Annotated in this window: 11 protein-coding genes; 3 read left to right on the forward strand and 8 right to left on the reverse strand. The window is 52.3% G+C overall.

Annotation, left to right across the window (positions count from 1 at the left end):
* Positions 1 to 1073: 1073 nt before the first annotated feature.
* On the forward strand, positions 1074 to 1925 hold the full coding sequence (locus AC27K1_RS00585) for a hypothetical protein (RefSeq protein WP_487147510.1): 852 nt from the start codon (positions 1074 to 1076) through the stop codon (positions 1923 to 1925).
* Here AC27K1_RS00585 and AC27K1_RS00590 read toward each other — a convergent pair.
* From AC27K1_RS00590 to AC27K1_RS00625, 8 genes are all read right to left on the reverse strand, one after another.
* A complete protein-coding gene (locus AC27K1_RS00590; RefSeq protein ID WP_487147512.1) occupies positions 1922 to 2587 on the reverse strand; it encodes a TetR/AcrR family transcriptional regulator in 666 nt (221 codons plus the stop codon). The genes AC27K1_RS00585 and AC27K1_RS00590 overlap by 4 nt on opposite strands.
* 70 nt (positions 2588 to 2657) lie before the next feature.
* Positions 2658 to 3422, reverse strand: coding sequence for a 5-oxoprolinase subunit PxpA (gene pxpA / locus AC27K1_RS00595; protein WP_487147514.1), 765 nt, complete (start codon positions 3420 to 3422; stop codon positions 2658 to 2660).
* The gene (locus AC27K1_RS00600; RefSeq protein ID WP_487147516.1) at positions 3415 to 4386 is read right to left on the reverse strand and encodes a 5-oxoprolinase subunit C family protein; all 972 of its coding nucleotides are present in this window, start codon (positions 4384 to 4386) and stop codon (positions 3415 to 3417) included. Before AC27K1_RS00600 ends, pxpA begins: the two co-directional genes overlap by 8 nt.
* The gene (gene pxpB / locus AC27K1_RS00605; protein WP_487147517.1) at positions 4386 to 5072 is read right to left on the reverse strand and encodes a 5-oxoprolinase subunit PxpB; all 687 of its coding nucleotides are present in this window, start codon (positions 5070 to 5072) and stop codon (positions 4386 to 4388) included. Before pxpB ends, AC27K1_RS00600 begins: the two co-directional genes overlap by 1 nt.
* A gap of 57 nt (positions 5073 to 5129) precedes the next feature.
* Positions 5130 to 5810, reverse strand: coding sequence for a TetR/AcrR family transcriptional regulator (locus AC27K1_RS00610; RefSeq protein ID WP_487147519.1), 681 nt, complete (start codon positions 5808 to 5810; stop codon positions 5130 to 5132).
* Complete coding sequence (locus AC27K1_RS00615; RefSeq protein WP_487147521.1) at positions 5791 to 7182, reverse strand: APC family permease; 1392 nt, start codon at positions 7180 to 7182, stop codon at positions 5791 to 5793. The genes AC27K1_RS00610 and AC27K1_RS00615 overlap by 20 nt, the downstream gene beginning before the upstream one ends.
* Before the next feature lie 76 nt (positions 7183 to 7258).
* Positions 7259 to 8350 carry an agmatine deiminase gene (gene aguA / locus AC27K1_RS00620; protein WP_487147523.1) on the reverse strand — a complete coding sequence of 364 codons (1092 nt, stop codon included), beginning with the start codon at positions 8348 to 8350 and terminating at the stop codon, positions 7259 to 7261.
* A gap of 54 nt (positions 8351 to 8404) precedes the next feature.
* The gene (locus AC27K1_RS00625; protein ID WP_487147525.1) at positions 8405 to 9799 is read right to left on the reverse strand and encodes an APC family permease; all 1395 of its coding nucleotides are present in this window, start codon (positions 9797 to 9799) and stop codon (positions 8405 to 8407) included.
* 510 nt (positions 9800 to 10309) lie between these two features.
* On the opposite strand from AC27K1_RS00625, the gene ptcA reads away from it, so the two are divergent.
* The gene (ptcA, locus tag AC27K1_RS00630) at positions 10310 to 11356 is read left to right on the forward strand and encodes a putrescine carbamoyltransferase (protein WP_487147527.1); all 1047 of its coding nucleotides are present in this window, start codon (positions 10310 to 10312) and stop codon (positions 11354 to 11356) included.
* A gap of 669 nt (positions 11357 to 12025) precedes the next feature.
* Positions 12026 to 13114 (forward strand): hypothetical protein, encoded by a 1089-nt coding sequence (locus tag AC27K1_RS00635; RefSeq protein ID WP_487147528.1) that lies wholly within the window; start codon positions 12026 to 12028, stop codon positions 13112 to 13114.
* The last annotated feature ends 171 nt before the right edge of the window (positions 13115 to 13285 follow it).

The raw sequence follows: 13285 nt of genomic DNA on the forward strand, positions 1-13285 counted from the left end.
TATCAGAAACGCGGGGTTCTTCGTTTGTAGAAAGAGATGCAGGAAGAGCAGACGTGTCCTTTCCTTCGGGTGCGGGAGCCATGACAGGTGAGCAGGTTGTGCAATACTGTACTACTGGCTTGTCTGGTTCGGTAATGGCAGGCCATATGCAATCCGGGCTACCTATTTACACAGTGGCCAGGGGTTCTGGTGATATTGTAAGGCTTACATCAGCCAGTTCCTCTCAGCAGTCAGGACCGTTGACTCAACCTTATACAGGTTCGACTGTTACGAGCAAAGGTATACCCATGCCTTTTGCAATAGCTGTAGAAGATTTGGAGCGCACCTTTTTCAGGGAAGCTGCCTTGTCTGAAATGAAGATATCCAGTGGTTTAGAATCTACACAGTCTGCTACTTCTGTTCTCGAAACGACTGGGGATCATCCTGGTCGGCAACCGGAGACTTCCCAAATACAGGCATCAAGACCGTCGCATCCAACTCACGTATCCTTTAGCTCTAATGCCGATGCTCAGCGGACTCCAATGATAGCTGAACCATTACTCCCCGGAATTAGATCCGGGAGTGATTTAAGTCCTGATGGTCAACGGGCTCCAATGATACCTGAACCATTACGCCCGAGGTTTAGACCCGCAAGGAATTCAGGTTTTGATGGTCAATGGGCTCCAATGATGTCTGGACCATTGCGCCAGAGGTTTAGACCCGGAAGTGATTCAGGTCCCGGTGGTCAACGACTTCCGATGATGTTTGGACCATTACGCCCCAGATTTAGACCCGGAAGTGATTCAGGTCCCGGTGGTCAACGACTTCCGATGATGTTTGGACCATTACGCCCCAGATTTAGACCCGGAAGTGATTCAGGTCCCGGTGGTCAACGACCTCCGATGATGTTTGGACCATTACGCCCCAGATTTAGGCCAGGAAGTAATTCAGGTTTCGGTGTTCGACGGCCTCCGATGATGATTGGGCCATTACGTCCCAGGTTTCGGCCTGGAAGTAATTCAGGTTTCGGTGGTCAACGGCCTCCAATGATGCCTGGACCATTACTCCCCAGATTTCGGCCTGGAACCGATTCAATGATTGCGATGCAAGGAACTGTCAGGCATCTTCCGCTTCCTGTCAGAAGTGCTCCTGTCCCGGCGATCACCACTGCTTCAGCCAGCGTTTTTCCGAATGATCCTGCACGGCAAGCCGCGTTTGATCACATCAGTTCTATGCAGGAAAAAAGAGTTAAAGCGGCTGTTTTGGAATGGACACCTGAAGGAGGAATAGCTTGCTCTGTTAGGGGGGGATCCGATTTCTCAATAAAATTTCATTTTTGGTTCCCTCCTGTTGATAGCAGTGATTATTTGCCTGTCTACAATGACCTTAATGAGCTACGTCGGCAGTACAATTTTATTTGGGTAACGACGTATTTCAAACAGAATGAGGTTAAGGCGTATGTGCAAGGAGAAGATCCAAAAAACTTTAGACAATCCGGTTTGCAACGTTTTCCAGCAATACCTATTGATGGGAAATATATCGAATTAACCTGGGCTTTTCCGGATGATCCTGCGCGGCAAGCCGTGTTTGATCACATCAATTCTATGCAGGAAAAAAGAATTAGAGCGAATGTTTTGAAATGGAAATCTAAAGGTGGAATAGCTTGCTCGATTAAGAGTTGGCGTGAGCGTGAGCATCAATCCGGTTTTTCTATAAAATTTCTTTTTCGCTTCCCTCCTGTTAATAGCCGTTATTATTTATCTATATACGATGATCTTGATGAACTTAGTCGACGGCATAAGTTTATCAAGATAACGACTTATTTCGAACCGGCTGATCTTGAGGCGTATGTTCGAAGAGAAGATCCTAAAAATTTTGAAAATGCCAGTTTGCAGCGTGACTCATCAATACCTATTTATGGGAAACATATCGAGTTAATTAACTAGGCGCGCTGCCATTCACGTTTGGCCATTACCTCAGGTAAGTACAGCCCCAGGTAAGCCTGCGCTGCCCGCCGTCCTTCCCGCGCCATTTCCCCGGTAATATTGCCGTACTCCTGGTAGGAGATGGAATAAACCTTGTCGGCCACCTGCAGGGCGACTGCGAAAATATTGTAGGCTTTTGGCAAGGGGGGAAGCTGGAACAGCTGTTCATGGTATTCCCGGATTCGACGCCCAAGCAGGTCATCATGCATATAGTCCGCATGGCGGATGGTGCTGATCACGTGCTGCCCCAGAATCAGATCCCGCACATATTTATGTTCCCGGTAATAAGCGACAAAACGCGCCTGTAGCTGGCGGGTGATATCCGTCCAGTGATGGATAGCATCAACATCCAGCGGTTTATTCATGAGGGTGTCGAATTCGGTGAATATCTCTTCCACGAGTGCGCCCAGCAGCGCATCCACTTTGGGGAAAAAGTGATACAGCGAGGAGGGAGGAATGCCCGCCTTGTCTGCCACCTGGTACAGGGACAGTTCGCTGATAGTGGTGGCTTCCAGCAACTCGCGGGTGGCGTCCAGTATGGCCCGTCGCCGTTCCAGACTGCGCGCCTGTGGCTTGCGTCGGGTACGTGGCGCGGTGGTTGTTGATACTGTTGTTTCAGCCATGTCGGAGTCTGGGGTCATCATGAAATGCCGCGGATTATCGGGTAGCCGCTTGCCTGTGTCCAGCCATCTATTAATGCGATGAATATGTACAGAAAGGCGGTTGAATCGTGATTCTATGCTGTGTCAGAAACCCATGGGCTGCCTGGGCGAAAGCCAGTGCATGCGCGCCATCACCATGCAGGCACAGGGTGTCAGCCTGGACAGGGATAGTGTTGCCATCAACGGTTGTTACACAACGATTGACTACCATGTCGTGGATCTGGGCCAGCGCTTTTTCATCGCTCTCTATCAGGGCATTGGGTTGGCTGCGGGGCGTCAGTTGTCCATCACTCTGGTAGGTTCGGTCGGCAAACACTTCATGCGCAACCTTAAGACCGAGGGCGCTCCCTGCTTTCACCAGTTCACTGCCAGCCAGCCCAACCAGTACCAGGTCAGGGTTCAGATCGGCGATGGCCCGGGCAATGCACTGGGCCAGCGTCGTATCACGGGCGGCCATGTTATACAACGCGCCATGGGGTTTTACATGGTGTAACCGGCCCCCTTCCGCATGAACAATCGCCGCTAATGCACCCATCTGGTAGAGCACCTGCTGGCGGATGTCTTCTGTCGGAATAGACATCTCATGACGGCCAAATCCCGCCTTGTCCGGAAACCCGGGATGAGCACCAATCGCCACATTGTGTGCCAGTGCCAGTTTGACCGTTTCTGCCATCAGGCGTGGATCACCGGCATGAAAACCACAGGCAATATTTGCCGAACTGATATACGGCATAATGGCTTTATCGTTGCCCGCTCCTTCCCCCAGGTCACAGTTGATATCCAGCGTGTCAGGCATTCACGATGTCCTTCCATTTGTAGCCTGCCGCAATACTCAGGCGTTGCAGGTATTGTTCCTGTGCTCTTAGTAGCGACTGAGCGTCGTCCAGCTCGATGGGCTCAAAGCGCAGGTTATCGCCGGGTTTCATTTGGGCCAGTCGGGGGATATCGACACTGATCACCTGTCCCAGCACAGGGTAGCCACCGGTTGGCTGGCTGTCGGCCATCAGGATGATCGGGTGGCCGTCATGAGGAACCTGGACCGTGCCGATAGTGACCCCTTGTGTCAGCCTTTCTGTCTGATCTTGCCGGATAATAGTGGGGCCGGTCAGCCGGTATCCCATGCGATCCGAGGCATTATCAATGCCGAACGGCTGATTGAACAATGTATGCCAACTGTCGTTTGAAAATTGATCATGATCGGTTGTGGGCAAGATCCGAACAGGTCGAGAAGTAGTGTCGTACATCAAGTCCTGGCTTGGGAACCAGTCAATGCTGAGTGTCGGGGATAAGGAGTAAGGGATATAGGGCAGGTTATCCCCAGCCTCCAGGGAGCGACCATGAAAGCCACCGATACCTGCACGCAGGTATGTGCTGGCACTTCTCATGATGTGATCAACATGCACTCCACCTTTTATCGCAAGGTAGCCGCGGCAGCCCTGACGAACGGGGCCCAGTTTCAGCGTTTGACCGGCCTGTACGACAACAGGCTGGTAACACGGCACAGGCTGGTCTTCCAGTCGGGCAGTGACAGTCCCCCCTGCCAGACAGATTACTGTGTCATCATTAAAGCGCAGCGTTGGTCCTGTCAGCGTGTATTCCAGTAATGGGGATGACGCTTCATTCGCAAGCATCAGGTTGGCGATGCGAGCTGCCAGGCTATCCATTGCACCGCAGACCGGAATCCCAAGATGGCGAAAACCAGGCCGCCCCGTATCCTGCACGGTGGTGAGTATGCCGCCATCCTCAACGGTTAAGGACATCAGGTATCCTCCCAGTGTTCAAAGGTATCGCGGCTGATCGCCTTGAAACGAATCTGGTCGCCGGGTTGCAGTAGGGTTGGAGCCGGGTTGTTAAAATTGATCAGTTCTAGTGGTGTTCTGCCGATCAGTTGCCAGCCACCTGGTGTTTCCATGGGATAAATGCCGGTCTGGCCGCCGGCAATGCCTACCGACCCGGCAGGAATTTTCAGGCGTGGTGACTTTTTTCTCGGGCAACTGATGTCGGGATCCATGCCGGCAAGGAAGGGAAAACCCGGGGAGAATCCGAGAAAATACACCCGGTATTCACCCTGGCAATGACGGTGGATGACGTCTTCCGGGGTCAGACCACTATAGTACGCCACCTCGGCGAGGTCAGGGGCAAACGCGTTGTCATAGCAAACCGGGATCTCAATCACTCGAGCCGAATGCCGGGATTGATCCGAAAGATGGCTGAGGCATTGTTCAATCTCAGACCACAATGCCTCATAAGTGAGTCGACAGGGATCGTAGTGCACGGTCAGGGTGGTAAAAGCCGGCACCAGTTCCAGCACGGCAGGAATCCGGGCACGGGTGATCAGCTCGTCCGCCTGATGCACACGATCATTAACCGTATCACTGATCGCATCACCCAGTGTGATGAGTAATGCGCTGTCGCCTGATGGCGAACCGGTAAAAGGGATCGTCATAGCAATAACTCCGTCGCAGCAGCGATGATCACCCGGTTATTATTATTCGCTGATAAATTATCCGACAGTATCGCGACGCGGCAAGTGTGCTGGCAGATAGAGGCTCAGGTACGCCTTGGCCGCGCGCCAGCCTTCCCGCGCCATGGTGTCGGTAATATTGCCATATTCCTGGTGGGACATGGCATAAACTTTGTCTGCCACCTGCAGGGCAATGGCAAAAATATTGTAGCTTTCCGGCAGAGGTGGCAGCTGGTAGAACTGCGCATAAATAGCCTGAATTCGCCGTCCCATTTCATCGTCATGCTGATGATCTGCCGCCAGGATATCGCTATGCAGATGCTGGCCGAGAATCAGGGCGCGGGCCATGGCGTTTCCGCGGTAATAGTCCTGCATCCGTTTTTCCAGGGTGCGACCAATGTCGCTCCAGTGTTTGATGTCATCCGCCTCAATGGGTTCAGCAATACACTGGTCAAATGCTTCGAACACTTCCACGGATAGCGCTTGCAGGAGCGTTTCCAGTTTGGGGAAAAAATGGTAAACCGATGACGGCGGAATGTCCGCAACCCGTGCCACGTCGTACAACGACAGGCTGGTAATGGATTCCGACGTCACCAGCTCGCGGCCGGCCGCCAGAATCTTGAGACGCCGCTCCAGACTCCGGGCCTGATGCTTACGGCCAGGGCTGCTGGCAGTTCCGCCCTTGTCCATGTCATGAGCTTCAATCAACAGCGCACTCACCCAAAACCTCCTTACCGGGTGAAGCCTCGTTCCGACACACCCATTCACCAATACCAATAACAATCACGAGCCCGAGGAGTGTCGACAGGGTATGGGGTATGTCGAAACGTCCCGGGGGTAACACGAAAAATACGCCAGCCTGCGCAGTAAACAGCAGGGGCAGCACGGTGACCAGGCGAACCAGCCACGGATTATCTGGCAGTTGCCAGCCATCGGGATTGTGGCCGGCCTGTTTTTTAAGCACCCGGTACGCCGGGAACAATAGCAGATAAGGCAGCAGTAAGATCAGGCTGGCAAAAGAGAATAATCCCCAGTAAAGCTGTTCGGCCGAGCCGGCCATGAAACCGTACAGGAGAATCGCCGCTGATGATACGACACCTGTCAACAGACTGGCCCCCAGCGGTGTGCCGTGGCGGGGATGTTCAATACCAAACACCGCAGGCAGTTCCCCGTCATGGGCGGCTTCGGCAGCGGCGCGGTTGGAACCCAGGCTCCAGGTGACGATGTTGGATACAAAACTGAACAGGGCCAGCAGGCCAAGCAGGATAATCAGCCAGTCACTGCCGGGTAATGGTGCGAACAACCGTTCCAGGGTCGCCAGTAGGCCAGAAATCAAACCGATTTCGTCCACAGGGAGCGCAACCAGCATGCCGAAAACGGCAAACAGATATAACACCGTAATAATGACACCGGCGGCCAGCATGGATACTGGCAGATCACGACGAGGGTCTTTCATTTCGTCGCCGGCACAGCAGACCAGGTCAAAGCCGACCATGGAGAAAATAATCACAGGAAAGAACTGCAGGCCTTCATCCCATTGGGGCATCAGGGCAGTCAGGGTAATTTCGTTAGCAATGCCGTCGCGCAGGGCGGTGACGACACCACCGATGCCCAACAACAGCACAATCAGAATCTTGCAGCAGGCGCCAATATTCGGCACCCATTTGCCGGTATCCAGAGAAAGGCAGCAGATCGCGACGGCTACCCAGGTTGCAACCAGTGCAAAAATAATCTGTACAGTGAGTGGCATCTCAGGCCAGAACAGCTGGGAAAAAACGCCGGTCATCATGATAAAGACAGCAGGCATCCACAGGGCAACGTTGATCCAGTACAACCAGCTGGTGCGGGCGGCCCAGCGGGGGCCAAACGCCTGTTTTACCCAGTGAACGATGCCGCCCCGGGAAGGACGACAGGTGCCCAGTTCCACACTGATCAGGGCATAGGGAATTGCAAAGCAGAGAAAGGAGAGTAGCCACCAAGTCAGTGACTGGATGCCGATGGCCGCCGCCGCTGCCAGGCCGTCGATAGTGAGGATGGCGCTGATGGTGAACAGCGTGATGTCTCGACGGGTCAGGCGGCGGGCAGCTGACATGATGGTCTCCCAGTTGACGACAGTGGTCAAAAACGTTGAGCAGGCGGAACCGGGCAGGCCGGTTCCGCATCGGGGTTTACACGGCAGGTACCTGCTGGGTGATGCAGTGCACGTTGCCGCCGCCGAGCAGGATCTCACGGGCATCCACACCGACAATCTCGTAACCCGGGAACAGATCCGCCAGCAGGGCGCGGGCATCGTCGTCACGGGCAGGATCCAGCAGGGGCAGGATAATCCGTTTGTTGGTGATGAGGAAGTTGGCGTAGGAACCCGCCAACCGTTCACCGGCGCCACGTTCCATACCTTCGCAGGCGTCAATGCCACCGGCTTCGTCTTCACGGATGAACAGAGGGCCGGGGACGTGCATCTTGTGAATCACCAGCTGACGACCGCGGGCATCGGTAGTGTTGCTCAATACCTCGTAGGCCTTCTGTGAGATTTCGTACTGTGGATCATTTTCATCATCGCACCAGGACAGGATGACTTCGCCGGGACGGACGACGTGGATCAGGTTATCCACATGGCCGTTGGTTTCATCGTTGTACAGACCCTGTGGAATCCAGATGACCTTGTCGATGCTCAGGTAGTCTTTCAGAACCTGCTCAATCTCTTCTTTGCTCAGATCCGGGTTACGGCTAGGGTGCAGCAGGCACTCTTCGGTGGTGTACAGGGTACCGTCGCCGTCTACATGAATAGAGCCACCTTCCAGGATGATCGGCGCACGGTAATGGCCATCGCCTTCCATTTCACAGATCTTGTGGGCGACTTGGTCATCACGGTCCCAGGGGAAGTAGAGGCCATCTACCAGGCCGCCCCAGGCGTTGAATTCCCAGTCAACGCCACGGCGTTCACCCTTGTCGTTGACCACGTAGCTCGGTCCGATATCCCGCATCCAGGAATCGTTGGTGGTGATTTCCACCACGCGGATGTGGTCAGGCAGCAGGTTGCGGGCGTTATCGTATTGTCCGGCGGACACTGCCATGGTGAGCGGAGTCACTTCGGCAATGGCTTTGGCCACGTTGACGAATGCCAGCTGTGCGGGTTTGCCGCCGTAGCGCCAGTTGTCGGTCCGTTCCGGCCAGGCCATCCACATGCCTGCGTGGGGTTCGTGTTCGCCGGGCATCCGGAAGCCGTCTTCGCGTGGTGTGGTCTTGTAGGTAGTGGTCATGGTTGTGTTCCTTAATAAGTCGCTATTGTCGTTTTCGGTTATACGACCCCGGGCTTATGCCGGGGCGTTAATCATGCGTTTGACGGCGCCTGCCAGAATCCATTCACCGATGGCGATGGTGGCGATGATACCGATAGCCACAGGCGCACTGTAGGCCCAGTCGACGTTACCGTTGGCGATGTCCGGGAAGATGAACAGTACGACGGCCTGGACGATGAACAGGAAGCAGATGACGCTCAGGGCGACCTGGGTCTTCATACCGCCGGGTACCTTGTAGGGGCGTTCTGCATCCGGATCGGTCATGCGCAGCTTCAGGTAAGCCGGGAACATGAACAGGTAAGGCAGCAGGAAGATGCAGGAAGAGAAGGCAAAGACGGACCAGAACAGTTCGTCACTTTCACCGGAGCTCAGGCCGTAGAGGATGATGACCACGGTGGAGACAATGCCGGTGATGGTGTTGGCGCCGATCGGGGTGCGGTGTTTCGGATCTTCCTTGCCGACGATGGCAGGCAGCTCACCGGCCTGGGCGGCTTCCATGGCGGCACGGCTGGCGCCCATGGTCCAGGTCACCATGTTGGCGATAAAGGTCAGCAGGGCCAGGGAGCCGATGCCGTACACCATGAACTGGCCAAAGGCGCCGTCACCGAACAGGGTGCGCAGGGTGGAAATGATGCCGGCAACCAGGCCGATTTCTTCCACAGGCAGCGCCATCAGGATGCCGATGGTGCCGAAGACATACAGGCCGGTAACAATGGCGGCAGAGATCAGGATGGACTTGGGAATATCCCGGCGGGGATCGCGGATTTCGCTGCCCATGCAGGCGATCAGCTCAAAGCCCATCAGGTTGAAGATGATGACAGGCAGGAAGCCCAGGCCGGAATCAATGGAAGGCGTCATGCTGCTGAGGGTGAACTCGTTGGCAACGCCATGCTGACTGGCATACCAGAAACCACCGACGCCCAATACGACAATCACTGCCACCTTGAACAGTGCACCCAGGTTGGTGACCCAGACACCGGCATCCACAGAAATATTGCAGATCCAGATGGTCAGCCAGGTCAGGGCGATACAGATGACGATTTGCATCGGCAGGCTCATGGTCGGGAAGAACATCTCAGCGAACATGCCCGCGAACATGATGTAAACCGCCGGCATCCACAGCCCGACGTTGATCCAGTAGAACCAGGTAGTGCGAACGGCCCACTTGTAACCAAAGGCGCGTTTGACCCAGTCATAAATGCCGCCTTCACCGGGGTAGGTGGTACCCAGCTCAGAGGAAATCAGGCCGTAGGGAATGACAAACAGTACCAGGGTGATCAACCACCAGGTAATCGAGGAAGGGCCAATCGACGCTGAGGCGGTGAGGCCGTCAACGACCAGCACCGCACAGACACTGAACAGGGTAAGGCTGGCAAGCCCCATTTTTCCCGTGGACTCCGTACTCATCATGCATCTCCAGTCAGGTGAACAGTGATCAGAAAGCCGTTGGCGTCGGTCTGGTTTGCCTTGAATCCTTTCCTGGTGTCCGACGCCGGACAATTCGTGCATCAGAGGTAGAAGTCCATCTGTGGGCCGCCGCCTCTTTGTTGATGGCAGCCATGATAAATGTCCACAAATATCGAATCTTGATGCAGATCACATTTCGATATTTTTCCAATAAAAATCGATTTATATTTTGTTGATGATGGCTACTTGTTCACTATTTGATCATATTGAGGTTGTTTTTGTATCTTTTATAAGTGTTGTGCGAAGTTGGTCTTCGTTTGTTATGGGGTTTTATCAAAATTATTAAAATAAATATCGACTTTTGATCTCGATCAATATCGACTTTTATCGAAAGCCTATGATGCGAACCAACAGAACGAACAACGACCGGCAGCGGCGACCTTCGGTACCAGTGCGGGTCATTGATAAGCGAACAATCCCGACTTTAAAGACCATAGAAGTAGGAGCATTACCATGAAACTGCCATCTTCCAGCGCCACTGAACTGCACAAGCCTGAACTCAAACACTTCCTCAAGACTCAGGACTTCACCCGCCAGGAACTGACCGACATCCTGGAACTGATGGGCATGCTGAAAGAAGCCCGCAAGGCCAATGCGGTTCCCCAGCTGTTTGCCGGCAAGTCTGTTGCCATGATCTTCGAACAGCCTTCCACCCGTACCCGTGTGTCCTTTGAGACTGCAGCGACTATCCTGGGCGGCCACGGTCTGTTCCTGTCTCCGAAGGATATCCACCTGGGCGCCAAGGAAAGCCTGGCGGATACCGGCCGCGTTCTGTCCCGGATGTGCGACGTGATCATGGCCCGTGTTGACGATCACAAGACCGTTGCCGGCCTGGCGGAATACTCCACCGTTCCGGTCATCAACGGCCTGTGCGACTGGCTGCACCCGACCCAGATCATGGCTGACCTGTTCACCATGATGGAACACCTGCCGGAAGGCCGTAAGCTGGAAGACCTGACCGTAGCGTTTGTTGGTGATGCCACCAACGTCTGCTCTTCCCTGATGTTTGCCTGCACCAAGTTCGGCATGCACTTCAAACACATCGGACCCAAGAAGTACCAGGCGCCCCAGATGTGGCAGGATATCGCTAACGAAAACATCAAGACTTCCGGCGGCCGCCTGACCGTGACTGACAACATTGATGAAGTGGAAGGCTGTGACATCCTGATCGCGGACAGCTTCTACTGGTTCGGTCAGGAAGCGGAGAAGGAAGAGCGTCTGGCAGCCTTCATGCCGAAGTACGTGATCACTGAAGAACTGATGAAGAAAGCCGGCGAAGACTGCCTGTTCATGCACTGCCTGCCTGCCAACGACCAGCGCGAGTGCACCCGTGAAGTGATGGACGGCGCAAGCTCCCTGATCTTCGACGAAGCCGAAAACCGCCTGACTGCCCAGATGGCACTGCTGGTCTACCTGACGCACAAGAGCATCAAGAAGCCCAGCGAAGAAACCCTGGCTTACCACGCAGACAAGATCGGCACCCTGCTGAGCCGCATCTAACCGGAAATGTTGGTCAGGCTACCTTTCTCCGGCCTGACCAGACATTGAAACCGGGCTCCTTTTGGAGCCCGTTTTTTTGTTAGTAAAAGCATTTAATGAATGAATTGGAATCCGTTCAGGGGACGCTATTCCTTCAGACCGTTCAGAAAAAGCAGCGAGCCTGCTGAAATACATTAAACAAGCTGCTACAGATATGGAAATTAAGAGAGCAGGGTTTAGGTATTATAAAGAGTATATTGCGAGAGTGGATGAATGGCTGAGTATTAATTCAGGTGAATTCGTACATGGCAATGAAAGTCTCCTTGTTTTTGTGAGTACATTGAGGGATAGAGCGTATTTTATAGCTGAAATAAGAGAGCCGGTGTAACTGAAATAATAGGGTTTATTTAGCTTGCTATCTTGTTTGTTTTACACTGCATGCTTGTTCTTTATGCTTTTATATGTAAGTGCCTAAAAGTTTGCTGAGTATTTTGGAATGTTTGAATCGCTAACATAAATGTTTTTGATTGTGACTAATATCTGATCTGTTGCTTTAAGGGTTGTCATAGGTGCGTAAAATATGATTCTTTGATAGTCGTTGGGAATTTTTGTGATTGTTGATGTCTAAATCTTATATGTTAAGAGTTTCTCTTATGAGTTTCTGGTTGTTTCTATGTTAGAGGTTAAAAAATGAATCATAACTCTCCAGTTTTATTTTCAATTTCGCAAGCCTGTAATTATAAAAAAATTAAAAGCAAAGATAGTGGGGATTGCTGTGTTTTAACCGCTTTTAAAGTTACAGGTACGTTTTTATATGCGGTATTTTGTTGTGGTTATAAGGTATCCAGGCTGGCAGATGTACAGAAAATTATTGCGCTCGCACGTCAACATCCTAATGAAGCATTTGTAAAATCCATTCAGGATCGTTTGACCACCTCTGTACCCACAGAAAGGCGTTTGCTGCTCCAGGAAGGAGATGCTGGCACTTTATTCCCTGAAGTTCATAGTGAGAGTGAAGAGTCCATTGCCTGTAAGACAGAACACATAGTCGAAAAACTGCGCACCCACGTTGAGGGTATCACTGATGAAGAAATCCAGTTAGTGCTGTCCTTCATTCCAAGTCACAATGGCGGAACGATGTCCTCTCCTCTCCCTGCCACAGATATTCCTCTAACGGGCCTGCTAGGAGGCAGTGGTGTTCAGGAGGCCATTAAGGTATGCACACATATGTTGGATATATACGCAAATCGGTTTGGTTCAATGGATGACAACCAAGTGGAGCAGTTAAGTACTTTGCTTGGGAAAATTACAAATTCAAATCCGGACTTAGTACAATGGCTTTCCAATTTGGCTACAATTATGGGTTTTCTTGCTCCAGCAGAAGGTTCTTCTGTTGGACACCAACAGCAAGAGGCTGCTTTGGAAGGTATACGTGGAAATATGCAGGCAAACCTGAGGACATTTATACCAGGCATATCAGATGAAGCCGTTCAACAGGTGATGAGATTTGTTCCATCTTTGCTGGGTGGCCAAATGCCAATATCAATGGCTGATATTACTGCAATGTTACAGTTGTTTTTACGGGGACCTGGAAATGTAGCATCAACGAGAAATGGGCTCGTAGTGTTCGCTGGGATTCTTGGAAAATACTCAGAATTATTGAATACTTTGGATCAAACACAGGTAAGCTTACTTATGTCTTTGTTTCCAATTATTTTCCTTCAGGTTATGGGTGTGCTGAATGAAATATCAGATGCTGAGAGTAGAACGAGTGGTTGATAAATTCTAAAACCTGTTTTCAGATATGGATCAATTCTGACTTGCAGGTCAGAATGATGCAGTTCATTTAATCAGTGCATGTCCTCGGGTCATGCGTGCTTGTTGTTTTACTCTGTTTGCGTGTTTGACTATTTATCCACTCTTATATCGCTAACGCAATGGTTAGCCTTT

It is taken from the genome of Kistimonas ophiarachnellae, from assembly GCF_057552235.1.